The 23,092-nt window shown below is 69.1% G+C and carries 19 protein-coding genes; 11 read left to right on the plus strand and 8 right to left on the minus strand.

Annotated features, from left to right (window positions below; genetic code table 11):
• Positions 1-104: 104 nt before the first annotated feature.
• Entirely contained in the window at positions 105-2,030 is a 1,926-nt protein-coding gene (locus tag AB0J02_RS33620) for a dehydrogenase E1 component subunit alpha/beta (protein WP_363197614.1), read from the plus strand.
• Positions 2,031-2,095: 65 nt separating this feature from the next.
• Here AB0J02_RS33620 and AB0J02_RS33625 read toward each other — a convergent pair whose 3' ends face one another.
• The gene (locus AB0J02_RS33625; RefSeq protein WP_363197615.1) at positions 2,096-3,142 is read right to left on the minus strand and encodes a cyclase family protein; all 1,047 of its coding nucleotides are present in this window, start codon (positions 3,140-3,142) and stop codon (positions 2,096-2,098) included.
• A gap of 208 nt (positions 3,143-3,350) precedes the next feature.
• On the opposite strand from AB0J02_RS33625, the gene AB0J02_RS33630 reads away from it, so the two are divergent.
• The 4 genes from AB0J02_RS33630 to AB0J02_RS33645 all read left to right on the plus strand — a co-directional run bounded on the left by AB0J02_RS33630 (position 3,351) and on the right by AB0J02_RS33645 (position 5,840).
• A complete protein-coding gene (locus AB0J02_RS33630) occupies positions 3,351-3,755 on the plus strand; it encodes a nuclear transport factor 2 family protein (RefSeq protein ID WP_363197616.1) in 405 nt (134 codons plus the stop codon).
• A 48-nt stretch (positions 3,756-3,803) separates the two neighbouring features.
• Positions 3,804-4,220, plus strand: a complete 417-nt coding sequence (locus AB0J02_RS33635) for a nuclear transport factor 2 family protein (RefSeq protein ID WP_363197617.1) — start codon at positions 3,804-3,806, stop codon at positions 4,218-4,220.
• Between the two features lie 205 nt (positions 4,221-4,425).
• Positions 4,426-5,613, plus strand: coding sequence for an FAD-dependent oxidoreductase (locus AB0J02_RS33640; protein ID WP_363197618.1), 1,188 nt, complete (start codon positions 4,426-4,428; stop codon positions 5,611-5,613).
• A gap of 32 nt (positions 5,614-5,645) precedes the next feature.
• Positions 5,646-5,840 (plus strand): ferredoxin, encoded by a 195-nt coding sequence (locus AB0J02_RS33645; RefSeq protein WP_363197619.1) that lies wholly within the window; start codon positions 5,646-5,648, stop codon positions 5,838-5,840.
• Between the two features lie 22 nt (positions 5,841-5,862).
• On the opposite strand, the gene AB0J02_RS33650 is transcribed toward AB0J02_RS33645, so the two are convergent.
• Positions 5,863-6,873: an alpha/beta hydrolase fold domain-containing protein gene (locus AB0J02_RS33650; RefSeq protein WP_363197620.1), complete on the minus strand. Its 1,011-nt coding sequence runs from the start codon at positions 6,871-6,873 to the stop codon at positions 5,863-5,865.
• Positions 6,874-7,038: 165 nt separating this feature from the next.
• On the opposite strand from AB0J02_RS33650, the gene AB0J02_RS33655 reads away from it, so the two are divergent.
• Positions 7,039-7,827, plus strand: a complete 789-nt coding sequence (locus AB0J02_RS33655; RefSeq protein WP_363197621.1) for an SDR family oxidoreductase — start codon at positions 7,039-7,041, stop codon at positions 7,825-7,827.
• A gap of 34 nt (positions 7,828-7,861) precedes the next feature.
• Here the strand turns inward: AB0J02_RS33655 and AB0J02_RS33660 are convergent, their stop codons facing one another.
• The 3 genes from AB0J02_RS33660 to AB0J02_RS33670 are packed head-to-tail and all read right to left on the minus strand — an operon-like array spanning position 7,862 to position 11,620.
• Positions 7,862-9,448: a class I adenylate-forming enzyme family protein gene (locus AB0J02_RS33660; protein ID WP_363197622.1), complete on the minus strand. Its 1,587-nt coding sequence runs from the start codon at positions 9,446-9,448 to the stop codon at positions 7,862-7,864.
• Positions 9,445-10,245 carry a class II aldolase/adducin family protein gene (locus AB0J02_RS33665; RefSeq protein WP_363197623.1) on the minus strand — a complete coding sequence of 267 codons (801 nt, stop codon included), beginning with the start codon at positions 10,243-10,245 and terminating at the stop codon, positions 9,445-9,447. Before AB0J02_RS33665 ends, AB0J02_RS33660 begins: the two co-directional genes overlap by 4 nt.
• A gap of 43 nt (positions 10,246-10,288) precedes the next feature.
• Positions 10,289-11,620: an MFS transporter gene (locus tag AB0J02_RS33670; RefSeq protein ID WP_363197624.1), complete on the minus strand. Its 1,332-nt coding sequence runs from the start codon at positions 11,618-11,620 to the stop codon at positions 10,289-10,291.
• A 260-nt stretch (positions 11,621-11,880) separates the two neighbouring features.
• Between AB0J02_RS33670 and AB0J02_RS33675 the strand changes: the two genes are divergently transcribed.
• Complete coding sequence (locus tag AB0J02_RS33675; protein ID WP_363197625.1) at positions 11,881-13,767, plus strand: GAF domain-containing protein; 1,887 nt, start codon at positions 11,881-11,883, stop codon at positions 13,765-13,767.
• A 24-nt stretch (positions 13,768-13,791) separates the two neighbouring features.
• Here AB0J02_RS33675 and AB0J02_RS33680 read toward each other — a convergent pair whose 3' ends face one another.
• A complete protein-coding gene (locus AB0J02_RS33680; protein ID WP_363197626.1) occupies positions 13,792-14,955 on the minus strand; it encodes an acyl-CoA dehydrogenase family protein in 1,164 nt (387 codons plus the stop codon).
• An 89-nt stretch (positions 14,956-15,044) separates the two neighbouring features.
• Between AB0J02_RS33680 and AB0J02_RS33685 the strand changes: the two genes are divergently transcribed.
• From AB0J02_RS33685 to AB0J02_RS33700, 4 genes are read left to right on the plus strand one after another with little or no spacing between them, the layout of a single operon-like run.
• Entirely contained in the window at positions 15,045-16,175 is a 1,131-nt protein-coding gene (locus tag AB0J02_RS33685) for a CaiB/BaiF CoA-transferase family protein (protein WP_363197627.1), read from the plus strand.
• Positions 16,172-17,320 (plus strand): thiolase family protein, encoded by a 1,149-nt coding sequence (locus AB0J02_RS33690; protein ID WP_363197628.1) that lies wholly within the window; start codon positions 16,172-16,174, stop codon positions 17,318-17,320. Before AB0J02_RS33685 ends, AB0J02_RS33690 begins: the two co-directional genes overlap by 4 nt.
• A 7-nt stretch (positions 17,321-17,327) precedes the next feature.
• Positions 17,328-19,028, plus strand: coding sequence for an AMP-binding protein (locus AB0J02_RS33695; RefSeq protein WP_363197629.1), 1,701 nt, complete (start codon positions 17,328-17,330; stop codon positions 19,026-19,028).
• 49 nt (positions 19,029-19,077) lie between these two features.
• On the plus strand, positions 19,078-20,133 hold the full coding sequence (locus AB0J02_RS33700) for an LLM class F420-dependent oxidoreductase (RefSeq protein ID WP_363197630.1): 1,056 nt from the start codon (positions 19,078-19,080) through the stop codon (positions 20,131-20,133).
• Between the two features lie 71 nt (positions 20,134-20,204).
• On the opposite strand, the gene AB0J02_RS33705 is transcribed toward AB0J02_RS33700, so the two are convergent.
• Positions 20,205-21,446, minus strand: a complete 1,242-nt coding sequence (locus AB0J02_RS33705) for a MaoC family dehydratase N-terminal domain-containing protein (protein ID WP_363197631.1) — start codon at positions 21,444-21,446, stop codon at positions 20,205-20,207.
• Positions 21,443-23,053, minus strand: coding sequence for a fatty acid--CoA ligase family protein (locus tag AB0J02_RS33710; RefSeq protein WP_363197632.1), 1,611 nt, complete (start codon positions 23,051-23,053; stop codon positions 21,443-21,445). Before AB0J02_RS33710 ends, AB0J02_RS33705 begins: the two co-directional genes overlap by 4 nt.
• Positions 23,054-23,092: the final 39 nt, after the last annotated feature.

The raw sequence follows: 23,092 nt of genomic DNA on the forward strand, positions 1-23,092 counted from the left end.
GTCCTGCCACGGCCAGCAGAGCGAGGTCACCCGTGAACGAGTCGCCACGGTCCATGTACGCACCTTCTGGACATGCCGAGAATATTCTGGAGATGTACCGCCGTATGAGCCGCATCAGGCGGTTCGAAGAGCGCGCGGCCGAGTTGTACAAGGCCACCGAGATCCCAGGATTTCTGCATCTTTCCATCGGTCAGGAAGCCAGCGCGGTGGGCGCCTGCTGGCCGTTGGGGGAGCGCGACGGCATCACTTCCACCCATCGAGGTCACGGCCACGTCCTGGCCAAGGGTTTGGACACGGCTTCCATGATGGCCGAACTGATGGGCAAGGAGGCGGGAACCTGCCACGGCCGGGGCGGCTCGATGCACATCGCGGATCCGGGCCAGGGTATCTACGGCGCCAACGGGATCGTGGGCGCCGGTCTGCCCATCGCCGCGGGGGTGGCGACCGCCGCCAAGCTGCGCGCCGCCGGTGATGTCGTCGTGGCGTTCTTCGGTGACGGAGCGGTCGCCCAGGGCATGTTCCACGAAGCCGTCAACCTGGCGGCCGTATGGGACCTGCCGGTTGTCTTCCTGTGCGAGAACAACCACTACTCGGAGTTCTCGGCCGAGGCCGACCAGCACCGTGCGCCGATGTCCGCGCGCGCGGCCGGCTACGGCATCGGCTACGCGCACGTGGACGGCAACGACGTCCTCGCGGTCGCAGGCATGATGACGGACATCGTGGAGGGGCTGCGCGCCGGCGGCGGGCCCGTCCTGATCGAAGCAGAGACGTACCGCTGGCACGGCCACTACGAGGGCGACCCGGAGCGCTATCGCAGCGCGGAGGAGGTCACCGCGGCCAAGGACCGCGATCCGCTGGTGATCGCCCGTCGGCATCTGACTGCGGCAGGAGTGGACGAAGGCCGGATATCCGCTGTCGACGAGGAGATCGGGAAGGAGATCGATGCGGCCGTGGAATGGGCGCGCGGCCTGCCCGAACCGGACCCGGCCGACCTGTACGACTTCGTCAGCGCCCCCAGGCCGGTCCTCGCCGAACCGGCTCCTCCCGCCGCGGACGCGGAAGTCTTCCGCACCATGGACGCGGTCCGCCTCGCGCTGCAGCACGAACTGAGCGCCGATCCGGACGTGTTCGTGGCCGGCATCGACGTCGGCGCGGGCGGGAACGTCTTCGGGCTGACCCGCGGACTCGCCGACGAATTCCCCGGACGAGTACGGGACACCCCCATCAGCGAAAGCGCCATTGTGGGCTCCGCCGTCGGCGCGGCCATGGCGGGCATGAGGCCCGTGGTCGAAGTGATGTACATGGACTTCATCGGCGTATGCCTGGACATGCTGCTCAACCAGGCAGCCAAACTGCGCTTCATGACCGGCGGCCGGGCCACGCTGCCACTGGTCGTCCGTACCCAGTTCGGCGCCGGACGTTCCTCCGGGAGCCAGCACTCGCAGAGCTTGGAGGCACTGCTGGCGCACATCCCCGGGCTCACGGTGGTGATGCCCTCCAATCCAGCCGACACCTACGGGCTGTTGCGCGCGGCCATTCAGGACCCCAACCCGGTCGTCTTCGTCGAGAATCGCCTGCAGTACGGCCTGAAGGGGCCTCGCCCACCGGCGGATCACCTGGTCCCACTGGGCAAGGCCAAGGTGGTGCGGGAGGGGGACGACATCACGCTGGTCACCTGGTCCCGCATGGTCCAGGAAGGCCTCGCCGCGGCCGACGTCCTGGCGGGCGAGGGCATCGGGGTCGAGGTCGTCGATCTGCGCACCATCAGTCCACTGGACCGCGAGACCGTCCTCACCTCCCTGGCCAAGACCAATCGGCTGGTCGTCGCCCATGAGGCCGTACGGGACTTCGGGGTGGGCGCCGAACTGGCTGCCCTCGCCGTCGACGAAGGCTTCTGGCACCTCGACGCGCCCGTCACACGGGTGGCGGCGCCTCCCATGCCGGCGCCGTACGCGCCCTCCCTCGAAAGGGAGTGGCTGCCCTCGCGCGACTCCATCGCCGACACGCTGCGGCGGATCGCGGCAGTCTGAACGGTTGAAGGGGTGCCGCCCGACGCGACCTGTGTCGAGCGGCACCCCTTAAGGGGGACGCCGAGTCAGACAGTGGCGACCGGCGTGAGGGGGCTGCCCTGCGTGCCGGGCAGATTGAGTGGGGGAGCGGTGAGCATGAACCGGCTGCGCCCGTGCTCGCGCAACCAGACGGCCAAGTCATGCAGATACCAGAGTTCGCCGAGGGGCACACCCAACTTGAACAGGCAGAGGTTGTGGATGGGCAGCAGAGTGTGCGGCTCGGTCCGCTCGCTCGCCATCACCCCTTCCACGGCGTAATTGTCCGCGATCAGCGCGGATATCTGTGAGTCCGCGATCCACTGCAGCAACTCGGGGTCGTGCGCATCGAGGTAGGGGGCCGTGGTGTGGATGGCCACGGGATCGGGGTCGCGCTCCCACGCGAGGATCTGCGTGGCGAACCCGGTGTGCAGGAGCAGCATGTCGCCCGGCTCGACCGTGACGTTGTCGGCGGCCATGATCTCGCGGAGCGTCTTGAGGTCGACTGGTTGCCAGGTCGTGCCGAGGTGATGCGCGAGGTCGATGAGTACACCGCGGCCCTGCACGCCATGACTCGCCATGTGTTCGAGACCCAGGTGGCGCGCGTGACTGAGACTGCCGCTGCCGTCCCCCTTGACGTCCTCGCGCGGCCCGATCACATCAGTTCCCGGCCGGTAGCCGTTGTAGTAGACCGGCTCGGCCACTCCGTCCGCGTCGGCATCGAACTCGGCGCCTTGGTGCGACAGCGAGTCCCACTGGGTCGAGTACTGCAGCCACAGGGTGACGACGTCGTCGGACCAGACGTCGATCAGGTGGGGGCTGATCTGCTCGCGCGCCACGACGTTGTAGAAGACGTCCTGGTTGTGTTGCAGGTCCTCGGTCGGCCGGAGGATCGGCGGATATCGGCGCTGGTTCAGGGCCGTCCCGCCCGGGTAGTCCAACGGGAGGCTGAGGCTGAACGTGATGCCGTGCTCCACCTCCCGCACCCCCTCCAAGACCTTCGCGGGGGTCAGGAGGTTGATGCGTCCGAGCTCGTCGTCCTCGCCCCAGTCGCCCCAGGTCGAGCCCGAGGGACGCTGCTTCCAGCGCTTCGTCACGTGTGGTGCCTCCTTGAAGCGTGGCGGCCCCATGAGGCGCCACCTCAGTCGGTGGCCGCATGCTATGAACGTTAGACCACTCGGTCAACTACTCGCGCACAAGCCGATATTGGCTTCTCTTCAATTTCTGGCAGGAGAATAGACTGAAGGGTCGAAATATGGTGCAGTGAGCACTGCCTGGCCAGAGCCGCTCGAAGGGGAGTGCTACATGAAACAGTCCACCGAAGGCGTCGCCGTAGCTGTGCGGGCGGTCATCGCCGCCCACGCGCAGGCCCAGGACGCCGGCCGGACCGACGACATCGTGGCGCTGTACACGGCCGACGCGGTGCTGGAGGTGCCCGGCATGCCAACGGCGAACGGGCGCGAGGCGCTGCGCGCGGCCTTCAAAGGATGGGCCCCTGCACAGCCCCAGCTCCACATCGTGTCCAACACCGTGCTCACCGACAGAGGCGCCGAAGAAGACGGCGAAGTGACAGCCGTCAGCGATGTCGCATTTCTGCAGCGCGGCGATTCAGGCTGGGCAGTGCAGTTGGTCGGCCGGTACGAGGACACGCTGTTCCACGAAGAGGGCGCCTGGCGCTTCAAGCGCAGGAGTTCGACCTTCACGGCGTGAAAGCCCGCGATCAGTTGACGCGAATCCGACCCAGGCAGGGAGAGTTCCATGAGCGAGCGCGACAGTCGGCCGGAGTGGACGGAAGAGGCGGTCACCGCACAGATACAGTCGGCCATTGCCGCGTACGCGCACGCGTTGGACGCAGGGGACCTGGACGGCATCGTCGACCTGTTCTGGCCCGACGCGGTCGCGGAGATCGCCGGTGTGGGCGAGTTCGAAGGACTCGAGGCCATCCGGCAGGCGTACGCGGGGTTCGCGCCGACAGGGCCGCAACTGCACATGGTGGCGAACACTGTTGTCACGCGGAACGACGGTCGGGAGGCCACGGCTGTGAGCGATCTCGCCTTCATGCAGCGCGGTGAATCCGGCTGGGCGGTGCAGCTTGTCGGCCGCTACGACGACACGCTGCTGCGCCGGGGTGACGAGTGGCGCTTCGCGCGCCGGGTCACCACCTTCCGCGGCTGACCGATCCGGACGACGGGCGAAGCCTGCCACTGCTCCCCGCGTTGCCACGGCCCCCGTCGTCCGGACTGCACACCTCGGAACACACCTCACCGCACAGAGCGCCGGTCTCACCGGCCGAGAGGAAAGGTCATCGCCTGCCCATGAAGCCGTACTTGACGAAGCGGGCCTACTTGCCGATCGGCGCCGGGTGTGACGAGGTGCGGTCATGACGGGGGTGTCGCGCGTCGTGGTGGTGGGTCTGGGCGCGGCTGGGCTCGCCACCGCCGAAGCCCTGCGCCGCAAGGGGTACACCGGAGCGCTCACACTGCTGGGGGCCGAGCGGCACGCCCCGTACGACCGTCCTCCGCTCTCGAAGCAGATTCTCTCGGGCGCATGGGAGGCGGATCGCGTCGCTCTGCGCCCTCACGAGGCACTTGCCCAGCTCGACGCCGAACTCCGCCTGGGCGAGGCCGCAGTGGCTCTGGACGTGTCGGAGCGAGCGGTCGAGACCGCCTCCGGAGAGCGAGTGGAAGCGGACGCGGTCGTCATCGCCACGGGCGTTCGGCCACGGCAGTTGCCCGGGGCGGACCGGCTCGCCGGCATGCACGTGCTGCGCACGCTCGACGACGCGCTCGTGCTGCGTGAAGGCCTCGCTAAGGGAACGCGGCTGGCCGTGGTCGGTGAAGGCGTACTCGGTTCGGAGATAGCCGCCACCGCTCGGACACTGGGCGCGGACGTCACGCTCGCCGGACCGCTCGCGGCACCGATGGCTCTGCAGGTAGGCCCTCTGGTGTCGCGGCTCTTGGGCGAACTCCACGTGGAACGTGGTGTACGGCTCCGCCTCGGCGAGGGTGTTGCGGGGGTGCTCGGGACGGACGGCCGGGTCAGCGGGATCCAGCTTAAGGGAGGCGACGTCATACCCGCCGATCTCGTGGCGATCGCCATCGGCGCCACGCCTGACACCGACTGGCTCGCCGAAAGCGGACTGCGCCTCGGCGATGGCGTGGTGTGCGACGCGCACTGCCGGGCGGCCGAGGGCGTCTACGCGGTCGGGGACGTGGCCCGCTGGCATCACGAAGGACTGGGGCGGACGATCCGGCTGGAGAACCGCACCAACGCCACGGAGCAGGCCATCGCCGTCGCCGGGTCGATCCTCGGCGACGATCGACCCTACGCGCCCGTGCCGTACTTCTGGACGGACCAGTACGAAGCAAAACTCCAAGTGCACGGCATGATCCCGCCCGGAGCCGACGCGGAGGTGGTTGAGGGCAGCCCCGCCGACCGTCGGTTCGTGGTGCGCTACGCCGTCGACGGCAGTGTCGTCGGCGTTCTCGGCTGGAACATGCCCAAACAGGCACGGCTTCGCCGCGCCGAGATTCTTGAAGCGCTCGGCTCACCGGCCGGCACGCGCTGAACCATCGCCGGACGACGATCAGGAGAACCGCGATGAAGGTTGTCATCGAGCAGGACAAGTGTGTGGCCGCCGGACAATGCGTGGCCGCGGCCATGGACGTATTCGATCAGAGGGAGGACGACGGCATCGTCGTCCTCCTGGATGAATACCCTGCTCCGGAACTCGCCGACGACGTGCAGCAGGCGGCCGCGGTGTGCCCGGCGCTGGCGATACGTATCGAGGACTGAGTCACATGTTTCTGCCGTCCGCTCAACAGGCGCCGGGCGAATAGGCGGCCCTGGCCTCCTCCCGCAGCCCCCGGCGGATCGCGGCCACCGTGTCGCGGACCATCTGCCGGCTGATCTCGGCATCCTGGATGATCCCCGAGGCGTGGAAGGTCCCCGGGTACACGTGCAGCTCCGTGGGAACTCCCGCGGCGAGGAGCCGCGTCGCGTAGGCCAACGCCTCGTCTCGCAACGGATCGAATTCGCAGGCGGACACATAGGCCGGCGGCAGGCCACTGAGGTCGCTCGCCCGAGCGGGTGCGGCATAGACGGAGACGTCTGTTCCGCCTCGCGCTCCGGCGCCCAGATAGTTGTCCCACATCGCCACGGCATCGGCGCGCCGCAGGCCGGGAGTGTCGGTGAAGGCACGCATCGACGCGGTCTCCAACCGGTCGTCGAGCACCGGCATCCCGAGATATTGAAAGGCCGGGACCGGACCGCCACGGTCCCGTGCGAACAGGGACACAGCGGCTGCCAGACCGCCGCCCGCGCTGTCACCGCCGACACCGATACGGGCAGGATGGACGCTCAACTCGGCGGCGTGCCCGACCAGCCAGTCAAGGACGGCCCAGCAGTCGTCGATCGCATCGGGGAACGGGTTCTCAGGAGCAAGGCGGTACCCGACGCAGACCACCACCGCACCTGTCTCCGCCGCGAGCATGGCCCCGATACCGTCGGCCGAGCCGAGGTCGCCGAGGCAGAATCCGCCGCCGTGGAGGTAGACGAGCGCGGCCTTGATCCGGTCCCCGCCCGTGGGCGTGTAGACACGGACCGGCACCTCGGGCACACCTTCGGCACCTGCGACGTTCAGTGTTCGCACGTCCACGAGGCCGGACGTCTCGCGTGGCGGCCGCCCGGCCGACAGCTCGGCACTCAGGGCGCGTGCCCTGGGGACGTCGTCGAACGGCATCGAGGGCACTTCTGCGGCCCAGGGGGCCAACTCGGGGTCGAGCGCGTAGGGCACGGGATCCTCCCGGAGGGATACGGGCGTCGGCATGAGAACTCCAGCAGCGTGTGGGACGAGGCCGGCCTGATGTCTTCTCCTTCCCGGCCAGTGGAACGGCTCCGCTACCGATCTCCTCGTTGTGCTTAAAGTGACCGAGGCGGTACCGCCGGGAGCCAGTCTGCAGTCGAGGATCCGTCGGGGTCACGGAGGGTGCGTATGCGTCTGGACGGCAAGGTCGCGGTCGTCACCGGAGCGGGTTCCGGGATCGGCAAGGCCATCGCGCAGCGGTTCGCAGCGGAGGGCGCCAAGGTGGTCTGCGCCGGGATCACCGGCAGATCGACCGAAGTGGCGGCCGGTATTGGGGAGGCCGCAGTCGGAGTGCAGGCAGACGTGAGCGAGGAAGATGACGTCCGGCGCATGTTCCGTACGGCCGAGAAGGCGTTCGGCCGCGTCGATGTCCTGGTCAACAACGCCGGCTTCGGCGGGGGCCTGCTGCCCCTGCACGAACAGACCACGCAGACGTGGGACCGGGTCCATGGTGTCAATCTGCGGGGGGTGTTCTTCTGCATGAAGTACGGCATCCTCGCCATGCGCGAGACCGGCGGCGGCTCGATCGTGAACGTCTCTTCGGCGACCGGTGTGATCGGGTGGAAGCATCACGGGGTGTACGGCGCGGCCAAGGCCGGGGTGAACCAGTTGACGAAGGCCGCGGCGCTCGACTACGCCGGAGAGAACATCCGGGTGAACGCCGTCTGCCCAGGTACGGTCTGGACCGGCCTGGTCCCGATGTCGAGCGAGTTCCCCGAGCCGCCCCCGGGGATCCCACGAGTCCCCGGGATACCGATGGACCGATGGGGGAGTTCGGACGAGATCGCCGCCGCTGCCCTGTTCCTCGCGAGTGATGAAGCCTCCTACGTCACCGGCACGCTGATGCCGGTCGACGGCGGGTACTCCGTCGGCTTCTCGGGCCTGGGAGCGGAGATCACCGGAGCGTCCGGCACGTGAGCCGGAGGCCGGAGCGCATCCGCTCCGGCCCGCGTCACCGCGCCGTGGCGCCAGGCTTGATCCGGAAACGGCGGACCTTGCCGACGCTGGTTCGTGGCAGTTCGTCGATGAGGTGCCACTCGCGCGGCCGCGCGGCGGGGACGAGATGGGCCTCGGCGTACTCCCGCAGCCGGTCGGTGGAAGGGGGCGTCGCTGGATCCTTCGGGACCACGTACGCGACCGGCACCTGATCCCGTATCGGATCGGGACGGGCGACAACGGCGGCCTCCAGCACCCCCGGCGCCTGTGCGATGACGGCCTCGCTCTCGGTCAGGCTGACGTTCTCTCCGGATACCTTGATCACGTCGTCGATCCGGCCGGCGAAGCGCAGCGCGCCCGAGCCCTCTGCCGTGGTGACGAGATCGCCGGTCCGCAGCCAGCTGGTGCCGTCCGGCAGGTCGACGAAGCACCGAGCGGTCGTCGCGGGATCGTCGAGGTATCCCACGAAGAGGTCGCGTCCGCGCACGCCCCGGACCCACAGCACGCCCGGCAGCGACGGATCTCTCACCGGCTCATCGTGTTCCGTGTCGGTCACTTTCACCTCACGTCCGGGGAGCGGGTGACCAATGACGTCGTGCCGTGCCTTCTCGCCCCGGTCGGTGGTGACGACCGCGACCGTCTCGGTCATCCCGTAGAGCTGCCGAGGGCGGCAGCCGACCAGCGCGGCGAACTGTTCGTAGTGCGAGTGGCCCAGACTCTGGGCGAACCACACGTGCTCAAGACGCAAAGGCGGGGGAGTGCCACCGCAGCGGGCCAGGATCATCCTGATAGGAGCCGCGAAGAGGCTCGCGTGCGTGACCGACAGTTCCTGTGCCTGCGAGGCCCACCGTGAGGCGGAGAAGGCGTGGGTCAGGGCCACGCTCGCACCGACGGCGATGGCCGGAGCGAAGCAGTAGTACTGCGCGTTGGCGTGGAAGAGCGGCAGCGTGACGAGCCAGCGGTGGCGTTTCCGCAGCCCGGCTGCCGAGGCCATCTCGAGCCCCGCAGTCGCGTAGTTGGCCTGGGTGAGAACGACGCCCTTCGGCGCGCTCGTGGTCCCCGAGGTGAACATGACGGCCAAACGCCGGCCCGGCTCGGGAACCTTCGCCGCGGGCTCTCGCGGCGCGTGGGCAACCAGGACACTGTCTCCACGCAAGTCCGCCGCGGTCTCGGCCAGTTCCATCGTGCACGAGACGGTTTTCCTCGCGGCCTGCCGGTAGGCCGCGGACCGGGCAGCCGCACATATGCCGACCGTCGGCCGGGTCCTGCGGATCTGTGCTTCGAGGTCACGGCGAGTGGATGCGGGGTCCACCGGCACGAGCCAGGCGCCGAGGCGCGTAGCGGCGAGCCAGATCGCGACGAAGGCGGGGCAGTTGCGCAAAGCGACGTGGATCGACGAGCCGGGCCCGACGCCACCGGCCGTCAGCGCGCCTGCCACCCGGGCGACGATGCCGTCGAACTCCGCGTACGTGTAGGTGGTGGTCTCGTTCTCGCCCTGGAACACGAGGAAGGAGGCATCACCATGGCTGTGGACAGCGCGGGACCACAGTGAATGGAAGGTCCTGTTCTCCGGTGGATCCCCTCCCCGGGACGACCGCGTCACTGGGTGAATCCCGGGTCAGTGCGCTCGAGCCGACGGACGAGGGAGGGCCACTCGCGGTCGTTGGACCCGGCCAGATCGGTGGCCCAGGTCCGCGCTGTCAGTTCGACGACCTCCGTCGGAGGTATCCGCAGGGGACGGCCAGTCGCCTGGGCACGCAGTTGAGCGCCCGCGGCCTTCTCGAGATAGAACATCTCCGTGAAGGCTTGAGCCACACTGCGGCCCACTGTGAGGGTGCCGTGATTGCGCAGGACGAGTGCGGTGTTGTCGGCGAGGTCGGCGACGAACCGCCGCTGCTCGTCCAGCGTGAGCGCGATGCCTTCGTAGTCGTGGTAGCCCACCTTGCCGTGGAAACGCATGGCGTGCTGAGTCAGCGGCAGCAGCCCTTCCTCCAGGGCGCTCAGCGCCATGCCGGCCTCGGTGTGCAGGTGCATCACGGATCCGGCGTCCTCGCGTGTGCTGTGGATCGCCCCGTGGATGACGAACCCAGCGGCATTCGGCCGGTGCGGGCTGTCGCCGACGACGTTGCCATCGATATCGATCTTGACCAGGTTGGATGCGGTGATCTCGTCGAAGCCGAGGCCCAGCGGATTGACCAGGAAGTGGTGCTCCGGACCTGGCACCCGGGCCGATATGTGCGTGTAGATGAGGTCGTCCCAGCTGAACAGCGCGCACAGCCGGTACGCGGCGGCCAGATCGCGCCGCACGAGAGTCTCCTCCTCCGTCACGGGCCCGGACTCCGCGATGCGAGTGACCGGCAGCTCGAAGGAGGTGAAGTCGAGTGCTGCGTTGCTTGTCATTGTTCGCCTCTTCTCGGTGTTGGTGTCTCCGCCCGGCAGTGGTTCAGCGGCTGGAGACGGGTGTCTGCGTGGGCCACGGCGAGTTGTCGGGCCGTGCGGAGCCGGCAGGGGGAAGGCGGCGCCGGCTCGACCGTGCCAGGAGCACGGTGGCCAGGGCCGCGGAGACCATGCAGAGCCCTACGGCCCACAATGCCGGCCGGTTGGTCCCGGTCGCGTCGAGGAGAAAGCCGCTGATGTACGGCGCGGCGAACCCCGAGACGTTGCCGAGCGAGTTGATCAGGCCGATGCCTGCGGCGGCCGCCGCGCCGGTGAGATGGCTGGTCGGCAAGGCCCAGAAGCCGACGATCGAGCACAGTACGCCGCAGGCGCACACGGTGACGGCGGCCGTGGCGAGAAAGGGGTTGGACAGATACAGCGTCACAGGAATCGCCAGGCCACCGAATGCCGCCGGGAGAGCGACGCGCAGAGTGTCGCTGAGCCGGACACGGCTCCAGCACAGCATCGCCACCGCGGCGACGGCGAACGGAACGGCGTTGATCAGCCCTCTTTCGACCAGGCTGTACTGCGTTCGGAACTGTTCCTGGAAGCCGTCGACGATGGTGGGGAGGAAGAAGCTCAGCGCGTACAGACCGTAGGTGGCGCCGAAGTACACCCCCGCCAGCGTCAGCACACGACCGCTGGTGAGCGCCTTCCGGACGGATCCCGGACCACTGGAGGCCTTTTGTTCCTGCTCGGCACGGAGCCGTCGGTTCAGCGCTTTACGCTCCGATTCGCTCAGCCAGGAGGCTTTCGCGGGACCTTCTGTCAGGAAGAACCAGGTGATGAAAGCCAGGACGACGGCGGGAACCCCTTCGAGCAGGAACATCACGCGCCAGCCGGACAGTCCGAAGAAACCGTCGGCCGCCTCGATGATGTTGGTGGAGAGTACGGCCCCGAGCGCCGTCGACACGGGCAGCGCGGTCAGGAAGAGCGCGGTCACACGTGTCCGGTGCGCGGTGGGGAACCAGTACGTCAGATACAGGATGACGCCGGGGAAGAAGCCGGCTTCGGCGACCCCCAGCAAGAACCGCAGGGCGATGAGCGTCGTCGGGTCGGGCACGAAGGCCATGGCCGTCGCGACGACGCCCCAGGTGATCAGGATCCTGGCGATCCACCTGCGGGCCCCGAACCGGTGGAGGGCCAGATTGCTCGGCACTTCCAGCAGGAGATAACCGGCGAAGAAGACTCCGGCGGCGACGCCGAACAAGGTCGAGGTGAGGCCGAGTTCGGAGTTCATCCCGTTCGGCCCCGCGAACGCGATGTTGACCCGATCCAGGTAGTTGACGAGGTAGAGCAGCACGAGGAGGGGGAGCAGGCGTCGTGTGGCCCGTCGCACGGCAGAGTCCACCAGGGCTTCGCCGCTTCCAGAGGAGCTGCCCTTCGACCGATGAGCTGTCACACCAAGTCCCTTCTCCTGTGGACCGAACGCCTTGTGATCCCTCGGGGAGCCACGGCGGGAGCGGCTCGGCCGACCCGGCCGCTCCGCTGCCTGCCGCGGGGGCTGTATTGAGATGACCACAGCGGACGACGCGCGGGGGATGGGGAAAGTGCTGCGGATGGCTTCATGAGGTGGTGGGAAATCCACATACTGAGGGAGTGACGACGGACGGGCCCTGCGAGTGGCTGGAACTTCTAGACGACCACCGGTCCCTGGACACCCTCGACGCGCTGCGGCGGCGGCGCCTGGCCGACGGCGCCGCTCCTGACGCGGTGCACTCGGACGCGGACCGCGCCCAGCGCATCCACCGCCAACTCGTGGACCGCAAGCGGCACGGAGACGAGCTGACGGTCCTGAACGACCTGGCCCGCAGACTGACGGGGCTGCGTGACCCCCGGGAAGTGCTCGACGAGGTGGCGGCACAGGCGCGCCGTTTGCTGGCCGTCGACATCGCCTACCTGATGCTGGTCCAGACCGACGGGCGACTGCGCACGGAGGTCGTCTCCGGCACCTTCGGCACCGCGCTCCAGGGCATCGTCCTGGACCGCGGGATCTGCCTGGCAGGAGAGGTGCTCCGCACAGGACGTCCGCTGATGAGCGACGACTACCTCGGCGACCCGGCTTTCTCCCACATTGAAGCCGTCGACGACGCGGCGGCCAGCGAGCACCTCGGAGGGCTGCTGGCTGTCCCTCTCCTTCTCGGCGATGACACGATCGGAGTGCTGTGCGCCGCCGCCCGCGAGCGTCGCCACTTTGTCCACCGGGAGGTCGAGCTTCTGTCCGGTCTCGCCTCGCACGCCGCCGTGGCCATCGCGAACGCACGCCTCTTCGAACAGAACAGCCGGACGCTGGCGGAGCTCGAACAGGCCAACGCGACCCTGCGACGCACGGCCGAATCGCGGCAACAGGCCAACGCCCTCAGGGACCGGCTCACCACCTTGCTCATCCGCGGGAGCGGATTGACGGACCTGGTGGAGGAACTGAGCCGTTCCCTGGGCGGTGCGCTCACCGTGTACGACACCGATGACGCGCCGATCGCCGGTGACCGGGGCCTCTCACTCAGGGAGGCGACGGGCTGTGGTTCAGGGTCCGACATCGCCGCGAGCCCGACGGAACGGCTGATACTCCGGGGGCCGAGCGGGCCGCTTCTCGTCGCGAAGATCAGCCTCGCCACCGGCTACGAAGGTTGCGTGGTCAACATGCGCAGCGGCGAACAGGAGGCCACCGAGGAAGCGGGCGGCCTGCTGGCCGTGGGGGCGACCGCGCTGGCGCTGTACATCGCCTCGCAGCGGTCGGTCGCCGAGGCGGAACTCCGGTCCAGGGGCGAGTTCGTGAGCGCGTTGCTCTCCGCGGACAGCGAAGAGCACGTCATCCGGCGCCGAGCCGGCGTCGCGGGGATCAACCTCGACCGCGTCGTCACGGTTGCCGTCTTCGAGCGCGTGGACCGGGACGCCGGTCCTGTCCTGCGTCTGGCGGACCGGCTCAGCGGCCGACTCGACGGGTGGAGTGCGGAGCACGCCGGACACGTCGTCGCGTTCCTTCCGGATGTGTCGCCGCAGGCGGTCAAGGAAACGCTGATGGACCTGTCCGGATCCGTGCTCCCCACGTCGGTGGGTCTCGAAGACTGTGTCGGAGGGGTGCGGGATGTGCGGCGCGCGTACGAGACGGCCCGACAAACCGTGCTGATGCTCCGTGCATTGGACCGGGACGGCACCTGCGCGCTGAGTGCTGAGCTCGGCCCTTACCGTCTGCTGTTCAGCGCCGGCGGCCGGGGCGAGGTCCGCACGTTCGTCGACAGCACCATCGGGCCGATCCTGGAGCACGACCGCCGCCACCACACGGACCTGGCCGCCACCCTCACGCGTTTCCTCGCCATCGGACAGAATCACACGAGGGCCGCCGCTGATCTGCACATCCATCCGAACACGCTGTACCGGCGCCTCGAACGCGTCACGGCGTTGCTCGGTGCGGGCTGGCGGACGTCTCCCCGACCTCTGGAGGTCCAGATCGCGCTCGACCTGCACGGACTTCTCCGTAAGGTGTGAAGGTCGCGCCTGGCCTCCCGCGGATCACCTGGTGGGACGCGGTCCCGCCAGATCGCGTCCGATGATGTCCTTCATGATCTCAGTCGTGCCGCCGACCAGGGTCTGCACCCGGGCGTCCGCGTACGCGCGTGAAATCGGATACTCGTCCATGTAGCCGTAGCCGCCGTGCAGTTGGAGGCAGCCGGTGACGACGCGGTTCTGCAGCTCGGTCGCCCACCACTTGGCCTTGGCGCCGGTCACGGCGTCCAGGTCGCCTTCGTTCAGGCGCAGGACGCACCGTTCCAGGAAGCTGCGCGTGACATCGGTCTCGGTGGTCATCTCGGCCAGTCGGAACCGGGTGTTCTGCAGGTCGGCCAGGCGCTTGCCGAACATCTGGCGTTGCCGTACATGGTCAAGGGTCCACCGCAGGGCGGCCTCGGAGGCCGCCAGGGCGCGCCAGGCGATCGACAGGCGCTCAAGCGGGAGTTGGGCGGTGAGATGCGCGAATCCGGCGCCCTCTTCGCCGAGGAGCGCTTCCGCGGGCAGACGCACGCCGTCGAAGAACAGCTCCGCCGTGTCCTGCGCGTGCAGACCGAGCTTCTTGAGCTTCCGGCCGCGTTCGAACCCCGGGGTGTCGGTCGGCACGAGAAACAGCGAGAGCACCGCGCGCCCGCGCTCTTCACCGGTCCGGGCGGCGACGATCACCAGGTCGGCGCCGAAGCCGTTGGTGATGAATGTCTTGGCGCCGCCGAGCAGCCAGTCGTTGCCGTCACGCCGCGCCGACGTGCGCATACCGCGCAGATCGCTGCCGCCGCCCGGCTCCGTCATCGCGATCGACGTGACGAGGTCCCCGGTGGCCATCGGCGGCAGCCAGCGCTCTTTCTGTCGCGCCGTGCCGAAGCGCGTCAGGTAGGAGCCCACGATGTCTTCGTTGATGGAGAAGCCGGATGCCGCCGCGGCCGCGCCGACCGCGGCGAACTCCTCCTGCACCACGCACCGGAACCGGTAGTCCGAGCTGCCCGCGCCACCGAACTCCTCAGGTATCCGCAACCCGAGGAGGCCCGAGGCGGCAGCGGCCTTCCAGGCCGCTCGGTCGACCAACCGGTCCTCCTCCCAGGCCTGTTGATTCGGGACGACGGAGCGCTCCACATAGGTGCGTACCGTCTGGCGGAAGGCTTCGTGGTCGTCCTCGTAGAACGAGAAAGGCATGGTCTTCTCCCGGTTCCATCAGGTTAAATCGCTTACTAATATAGCGACTAAGGTTCTGCAGGCGGAGGTTCTGTGATGGAGGAGGCGCGATGACGGCTGATCCACCCCTTGCCGGTCTGCGTGTGCTGGAGTTCCTGGGGCTGGGGCCGGGCCCGTTCGCGGGCATGATGCTCGCCGACCTGGGGGCGGACGTCGTGGCGATCGCCCGCCCTGGGACACCGCGTCCCGCACTCGCCGAGAACCGCCCCGTACTCGAGGTGGATCTGAAGGACCGGCACGGGGCTGACCTGGTCCAACGCCTGGCGAGCCGGGCGGACGTGCTGGTGGAGGGCTTCCGGCCGGGAGTGATGGAGCGGGCGGGGCTCGGGCCCGAACCGCTCCTCGCCCGCAACCCCGGGCTCGTCTACGCGCGCATGACGGGATGGGGCCAGGCGGGCCCGCTAGCCGCACGGGCCGGGCACGACATCAACTACATCTCCATCACAGGGGCGTTGCACCACGCTGCCCGCCGCGGCTCCGCTCCGGCTCCGCCCGCCAATCTTCTCGGGGACTTCGGGGCGGGCGGCCTGTACCTGGTGGCCTCGGTGCTTGCCGCCGTCCACGAGCGGCACCGTACGGGCCGCGGGCGGGTGATCGACGCGGCCATCGTCGACGGCACGACCTATCTGACGTCGATGCTGCACGAGTACCGCTCGCGCGGCACCTGGTCGGACGAGGCCGGAACCAACCGCCTGGACACCGGAGCCCCCTACTACGACGTCTACGCGTGCGCCGATGGGCGATACGTCGCGATCGGCGCCCTCGAAGACAAGTTCTTCACCGAACTCGCCAAGTTGTTGGACCTGGACCGGGCATGGATCGAGCGTCGGCACGACCCGGGGAGCTGGCCCGAGCTGCGGCGGCTGACCGCCCAGGCGGTGCGGCGGCGAACGCGGGACGAATGGTCCCGCCTGGCCGAGGGCACCGATGCCTGCCTGACTCCTGTGCTGTCGCTGGACGAGGCCGCAGGCCATGCGCACATCCGCGCCCGCGATGTCCTCGCCCCGGCGCCACCGGCGCAGGACGGATGGAGGCCCCGACTCACCGGCTGGCCCGCCCCGGAACCGTCCGGCACCGACGACGCCCTGCGGCGATGGGACGTAGAGCGCGCTGAAGACCCGCACACATCCCCGGACCATCCTGAGCGCCATGAGAAGCACGAGGAAGGAAGCAGCCGATGACGGCTCGCGAGGCAGTGATCGTGGACGCGGTACGCACCCCGATCGGCAAGCGCGGCGGAGCGTTGCGAGAGATCCACCCGGTGGATCTCTCGGCACTCGTCCTGAACGCTCTGGTCGAGCGGACCGGCGCCCCCCCGGAATCGATCGACGACGTCGTCTGGGGATGCGTCACACAACTCGGGGACCAGTCCAGCAACGTGGGGCGGTTCGCCGTGCTCGCGGCAGGCTGGCCCGAGTCCGTTCCCGCGTACACCGTGAACCGGGCCTGTGGCTCCAGCCAGCAGGCGATCGAATCCGCCGCACACGCCGTCACCGCGGGAGCGTACGACTGGGTCGTGGCGGGCGGGGTGGAGTGCATGTCCCGGGTGCCGCTCGGCGCGGCCCGCGCGACCGGATTCCCCTACGGGCAGACGGTGCTGGACCGCTACGAGACGGACGAGCTCGCCCAGGGACCGGGAGCCGAGGCGATCGCCCGGAAGTGGGGCCTGTCCCGCCGCCGACTCGACGAGTACGCCTCCCGCTCGCACGAACTCGCCGCGCACGCCATCGACTCGGGCGCGTTCGACCGGCAGTTGGTGAGCGTCGATCCACTGGCCGACCTGAAGCAGGACGAAGGCCTGCGCCGGGGCACCACGCCCGACTCCCTCGCCAAGCTCAAACCCTCCTTCCGGGAGGACGGCGTGATCCACGCGGGCAATGCCTCGCAGATCTCCGACGGAGCCGCGGCCCTGCTCATCACCACGGACGAGCTCGCCCGCGCCCACGGCCTGCGTCCCCTGGCCCGCATCCGTGCGGGCGCAGTGGCGGGCGACGACCCCGTGATGATGCTGACGGCGCCCATCCCTGCCACGCAGAAGGTGCTCGCCCGAGCCGGGCTCTCCATCGCTGACATCGAGGCCTTCGAGGTCAACGAGGCTTTCGCGCCGGTGCCACTCGCCTGGGAGAGCGAGCTGGGCGCCGACCCCGCCCGTGTCAATCCACTGGGCGGAGCGATCGCCGTGGGCCACCCGCTGGGGGCCTCTGGTGCGATCCTGGCGACCCGCCTCCTGCACCACATGCGCGACCGCGGCCTGCGGTTCGGACTGCAGACGATGTGCGAAGGCGGCGGAACCGCCAACGCGACCGTCTTCGAACTGGCCGAGTGAGGACACCGTGACCCCTGAACTCACCGACGACACACGGCGTACAGGACGGGTGGCCGGCCCGGTCGCCCGCGAGCGGGAGCGCGACCTGGCCGTCCTGCGCGCACGCTGGTACGACGAGGGCCTCTATACGACAGCCACGGTCGGCGACACCGTGCGCGATGCCGGCCGACGATTCACCGACACGCGGTTCATCTTCGCCTCCGAACAGAGCAGAGACGTCCTGACCTTCCCCGACGTGCTCGCACGGGCCCGGCGTGCGGCCCTTGGACTGCGCAGGCTCGGCGTCCGGCCGGGCGACACCGTCGCCGTGCAAGTGCCCAACAGACCTGAGCTGGTGGTGTCCTACTTCGCGGTATGGCTGGTCGGCGCCGTGCTCGTTCCGGTCACCCACATCTACGGTGCCGCGGAAGTGAGCCTCATCCTGCGCAGCTCGCGCGCCCGCGTGCTGATCATGCCCGACGCCTGGCGCTCCATCGACTTCGTCGACCGGCTCGAGCGTATGGACGCGGGGCCGTGCCTGGAGAAGGTCGTGGTGATCGGGGAACGTGTGCCGCAGGGCGCCGTGAGCTGGTCGGAACTCGTGGCGGAGGACGGCCCGCTCCCACCCGTGACCGGTGTGACCTCCGACGACGTGTGCACCGTCATCTACACCTCGGGAACCACCGGAACCCCCAAGGGAGTCCAGCACACGCACAACTCGTTCCTGTACGAGCTGCGCAAGGGAGAGCTGCTCAACGAGGCCCGCCCGGACGACCGGCGCCTGATCCCCTGGCCGGCCGGACATGTCGCCGGACTGCTCGCCGTGTGCTGTGGTCTGCCCCGCGGCATGGACGTCGTGCTGATGGACCGGTGGGACGCGGCGCTCGCCGTCGACCTGATCGACGAGTTCGGCTGCACTCTGACCAGCGGCACGCCCCTCCATGTGTCGGCGCTCATCAGGGCCGCGCACGAGCGCGGCCGTGACGTCTCGGCCCTCCGCTTCGTCCAGGTCGGCGCCGCCAATGTGCCGCCGTCCCTGGTGGCCGACGCGGACGCGGCCGGCATCACGGTGGCCCGCGCGTACGGCAGCACCGAACACCCGCGCTGTGCCACCTCGCCCTTGGACGCCGGCCCCAGGCAGCGTGCGGGTACCGACGGCCTGCCACGCTTCGGGGACGAAGTGCGCATCGTCGACGAGCGGATGCGGCCCCTGCCCGTGGGGAAGGAGGGCGAGATACTCACCCGCGGCCCCAGCCAGTTCAGCGGCTACCGCGATGCCCTGCACGACGAGAAGGCCTTCGTCACCGGCGGCTGGTTCCGGTCGGGTGACATCGGACGCCTCGACAAGGACGGACACCTCACGGTCACCGACCGGATGAAGGACATCATCATCCGGGGAGGCGAGAACATCGCGTCCAAGGAGGTCGAAGACATCCTCGTAACCCATCCGCGGGTTCGGCACGCCGCCGTCGTCGCCGAGCCGGATCCCAAATACGGGGAACACGTGGCGGCCTTCGTCGTCCTGGACGGCGGCACCTTGGACCCGGACGAGGTGCGCGAGCTGTTCGCCCGCCATGGTGTCGCGCCGCAGAAGGTGCCCGAGCGGATCGAGGTGGTGGCCGACCTGCCGCGCGCCCCGTCGGGCAAGGTCCGCAAGTTCGAGCTGCGCGACCGGCTCCGGGGCGGGGCAGACCTCCGCCCGGACGAGAGCGGGGCCGCCGATGGGTGACACGGGCCCGCACCAGGTATCCGTCGCGAGGCCCGAAGAGAGGCGCCCGATGCACATTGGTCTGTTGCTGAGCCATAGCGGGCCGTTCGCCGAGACCGCGCGCCAGGTCGTCGACTTCGAGGCGGTGGGCGTCGACACCGTACTGCTTCCCGAGGCCTACACCTTCGACTCGGTGAGTCGCCTCGGCTATCTCGCCGCCCATACGAGCCGGATGGGGATCGCCTCCGGGATCATCAACGCGTACTCCCGTTCACCGGCACTCATCGCGATGACGGCCGCCGGACTCGACGATCTGAGCGGCGGGCGCTTCACGCTGGGGCTCGGTGCGTCGGGACCGCAGGTGGTCGAAGGGTTCCACGGGGTTCCCTACAAGGCGCCGTTGTCGCGGCTTCGTGAGGTGGTGGAGATCTGTCGCACGGTGTGGCAGAGGGATCCGCTGCGCCACGAGGGCCGCCACTTCCAGGTGCCCCTCACCGCGGAGCGCGGCGGCACAGGGGCCGAGGCCAAGGCGCTGCGGCTCATCAACCATCCCGTCCGTCCGCGTATCCCGATCGTGCTCGCCGCACTGGGAGCGCGGACGGTGGAGCTCGCCGCCGAACTCTGCGAGGGCTGGCAGCCGACGTTGTATCTGCCCGAGGCGGCGGGGGAGGTGTTCGGTCCGGCACTCGAAGCGGGACGGGCACGCCGGGACAGCAGCCTGCCGCCCTTGGAGGTGCTGGTCGACATCAAGGTCCGGATCAGCGAGGACGAGCGGGAGCTCGAGGAGGGGCGGCGCGCCGTACGCGACTACCTGGCCCTGTACATAGGCGGCATGGGCGGCCGAGGCCGCAACTTCTATCACGGGCTCGTCTGCCGCTACGGCTTCGAGACGGAAGCGAACCTGGTCCAGGACCTGTACCTGGCGGGGCACAAGGAAGAAGCGGCGGCGGCCGTACCGGACGCTCTGGTCGACGGACTCTCGCTCGTGGGTTCACAGGCAGCCGTCACGGCACGGATAGAGGCTCTGCGAGCGAGTGGTGTCACCGGCTTCCAGGCCTCGCCGGTGGCCCGCACGCACGAGCAACGGGTGCAGGACATCGGCCTGTTGAAGAAGCTGACGGTGTAGGAGTAAGGAAGGGGCCCTGTGGACCAGGCGGTCCACAGGGCCCCTCTGCCTGGTTGACGAACTCGGCACTTTCAGGAAGCGAAATGCTCGATCTCCGATTGCAGGAGATCCTGCAGCGTGGCGGCCGGCGGTTCGGGAAGACGCACGGTGCCGCCTCGACGCGTGGGCAGCAGGACGACGGCCCGGGCGGGCGTGGTGGTCTCGCCCCGCTGATTCGTACAGGCGAGTTCCACATGCACCTCGGCGCGTCCCTCGGTCTCCACCTTGTCCACCACCTTCCCGCGCACCCACGTGGTGTCACCGATGTAGTTGAACTTGCGGTGCTCGCAGCGCAGGCGCATCAGCCAGCCGTCGTCTCCCATCCAGTCCGTCAACGCATGGGTCAGCCACGTCTCGCGCATCGCGCCGTAGTCGTAGCTCATCGGAATGCCCAGCTCGTGGGCGCGCTCGGGCTCCCAGTGCAGTCGCTGCACGGTGTCCGGGATGTTCCGCCCGTTGGGCGGGTACAGGCCCGGCGCCTTGGTGCGCACGCGGCGGGCCAGGGCGAATGCGCCGGGTGGCGTCAGCTGCATGCCCCAGCCCAGGTGCCAGACCACGACATCGGTGACGGTCAGGGGCCCCTTGACCCGCGGCTGGATCTCCTCGCCGATGCGTACGTCCTCGAAGTAGCGAGGACGAGCACCGCGCCGCTCCTCGGCGTCGTAGGCGGCGTCGATCTCCGCCAGTTGCGCGGAGGTGTAGGGCGGGAACTCCGGAGGGGGTTTGCGGGCGGCCCGGTCCTTGCTGTTGTGCCGCTCGGTGTGGATCCATGTCCCGCGCTGCAGGGCGGTGATCTGACCGGCGCCGTTGGCGAAGAGGAAGTCGCTCGTCACGTGCGCAGCCTTTCCGCCGAACGAGCTGGCCTTCACGTTCACTCCGACCTGGGCGCGGATGGAGGAGCAGCGGTCGCCGAGTCGCAGCGGCCGGTAGTACTCGAACTCCATGGCGGCCTGGTAGGCGCCGAGGCCGGCGAACGGATCGCCCTTCAAGAGCGCCTTGCCCTCCGCGTCGGGCTCTTCGGCGTTCTCACCCATTGTGTAGAGGAAGTTGGGCGGTGCGATGAGGCTCTCCCAGCGGGTGCCCGCCGCATGGACGGGATCGCACCACAGGGGATTGTCGTCGCCGTAGCCGTAGGCGAAGTGCCGCAGGCCGTCCGCCGTCACCTCCAGGTTGTGCGGCGGCTGACGCTTCTGCGGAATACCGATTCTGCGTCGTGACCGCTCTATCGCCTCGTCTGTCAGCAGCCCGTATCCGGGCCGGTCGGTCACGGTCACCTGGGTCCTCCAGTGGTCGGCGCCGGTGGCTGCCCGCGGTGGGTCACGGACGGGGGCTCGTTGGTCGGGCGGGCGGCCAGAGCGCTGTCCCGTGCGGCGAGCAATTCCTCGCTCACGTGTCGCCTACTGATCTTGAGTGACGAGGTGCGTGGCATCTGCTCAAAGACTCGCAGGAGCACCGGCATCTGATAGCGCGTCAGCCGCGCCGCCAGATGATCGTGCAACTCCTTCTCGGTGGCGGGGCCGCACAGCGTGACGGCCGCCGCAGGTACCTCTCCCAGACGGTCGTCGGGGAGAGCGACCGCGATGGCGTCACTCACGGCCTCATGGCAGTGCAGCGCGTCCTCGATCACACTGGGCGGGATCTTGAACCCGCCACGGTTGATGGCCTGGTCGGCTCGCCCGTGGATGTAGAGAAACCCGTCCTCGTCGAGTGACGCCAGGTCGGTGGTACGGATCCAGATGTCGGCTCCCGCGGGCAGCTGGGGCCCGCGTACTTCCAGCAGGCCGGTCCGGCCAGTGGGCAGGGGCTGCCCGGATTCCGCTTCCACGATGCGTAGTTCGACGCCGGGGTGCGCCCGCCCGACGCTCCCGCGCTTGCGGGCCGACCACTCCCGGTGGTCCGCGAGGGTCCAACCGGCCACGGCGCCCGCGAACTCCGTCGCACCGTACGTCACGAGTACGGGGACGCCGTACCGCTGCTCGAACTCGTCCCGCAGTTCCGGGGAGAGGGGAGCGGTTCCCGAACCAATGGCCCGTACGCCGTGAAATGTCTCAGGCGGCAGCCCGGCTTGCAGAACCATGCGGATCGCGGTCGGTGGCAGGCGCAGGAAGCGAGGGCGGAAACGCTCGACGAGCGCGACCCACCCGGTCACTTCGAACTTCTCCATCAGGGCGACGTGGCGGCCTTCGACGGCGTGGACGATGGCGAAGTAGAGGCCGCTGATGTGAGTGAGGGACGCCCACAGGATCACCGTCCCCTCGCGCAGTCTGGGGCCGTCGGTGTCACCGAACGAACTGCCGGCCGCACCGAAGGCCGCGGTGATCTGGGCGTAGGTGAGGGTGATGCGCTTCGGCTTGCCGGTGGTGCCGCTGGTGGTCATGGACAGTGCGGTGTCCTCCATCGGCAGACATGCCGGAGCGGCGGTCCACTCCGCGGGCCGTCGTCTGATCGCCCTGTCGTGCGCGCACGACGCGGCGACGGCGCCGATGTCCCGGACCGCTTCGACTACGCCGGTCCGTTCCCAGTCCTCGGCATCAGCGATGACGATGTCCGGTCGCAACTCGGCGATCTCCTCGGCCAGTGCCGCATCGCCCGAGTGCGGTCCCAGCGTGACGACTTGGCGTCCCGTGGCGACCGCCGCCAGCGCCGCGGCCAGGGGACCGGGCCGGTTGCGGAGCACGATGCCGACGCGCCGGGCCTGTGGATGCGGACGCAACAGTGCGTCCAGGTCGTTCCGCGCAGCCGAGAAGTACGACCAGGGGTGATCCGTGCCCGAGAAGTGCAGTGCCCGTGCGTCCGGCCGCAGTTCCAGAACGCGGCAGAGCCATGCGGACAACAAGGGCAGTGGCGGTGACGCGGGATGTGCGCGTGCCTCGGTCTTCATGGGCCCCCTTGGAGGGATGGATGTAACTAGCTAAGCTAA

The organism is Streptomyces sp. NPDC050264 (assembly GCF_040655895.1).
Taxonomy (GTDB): Bacteria; Actinomycetota; Actinomycetes; order Streptomycetales; family Streptomycetaceae; genus Streptomyces.

Coding starts and splice junctions, on each gene's coding strand:
- AB0J02_RS33665 (WP_363197623.1), bottom strand. CDS start 10,245: ATGACAAGCAACGCAGCACTCGACTTCACCTCCTTCGAGCTGCCGGTC.
- AB0J02_RS33645 (WP_363197619.1), top strand. CDS start 5,646: ATGAAGGTTGTCATCGAGCAGGACAAGTGTGTGGCCGCCGGACAATGC.
- AB0J02_RS33620 (WP_363197614.1), top strand. CDS start 105: ATGAGCCGCATCAGGCGGTTCGAAGAGCGCGCGGCCGAGTTGTACAAG.
- AB0J02_RS33655 (WP_363197621.1), top strand. CDS start 7,039: ATGCGTCTGGACGGCAAGGTCGCGGTCGTCACCGGAGCGGGTTCCGGG.
- AB0J02_RS33685 (WP_363197627.1), top strand. CDS start 15,045: ATGACGGCTGATCCACCCCTTGCCGGTCTGCGTGTGCTGGAGTTCCTG.
- AB0J02_RS33630 (WP_363197616.1), top strand. CDS start 3,351: ATGAAACAGTCCACCGAAGGCGTCGCCGTAGCTGTGCGGGCGGTCATC.
- AB0J02_RS33710 (WP_363197632.1), bottom strand. CDS start 23,053: ATGAAGACCGAGGCACGCGCACATCCCGCGTCACCGCCACTGCCCTTG.
- AB0J02_RS33690 (WP_363197628.1), top strand. CDS start 16,172: ATGACGGCTCGCGAGGCAGTGATCGTGGACGCGGTACGCACCCCGATC.
- AB0J02_RS33635 (WP_363197617.1), top strand. CDS start 3,804: ATGAGCGAGCGCGACAGTCGGCCGGAGTGGACGGAAGAGGCGGTCACC.
- AB0J02_RS33680 (WP_363197626.1), bottom strand. CDS start 14,955: ATGCCTTTCTCGTTCTACGAGGACGACCACGAAGCCTTCCGCCAGACG.
- AB0J02_RS33700 (WP_363197630.1), top strand. CDS start 19,078: ATGCACATTGGTCTGTTGCTGAGCCATAGCGGGCCGTTCGCCGAGACC.
- AB0J02_RS33640 (WP_363197618.1), top strand. CDS start 4,426: ATGACGGGGGTGTCGCGCGTCGTGGTGGTGGGTCTGGGCGCGGCTGGG.
- AB0J02_RS33650 (WP_363197620.1), bottom strand. CDS start 6,873: ATGCCGACGCCCGTATCCCTCCGGGAGGATCCCGTGCCCTACGCGCTC.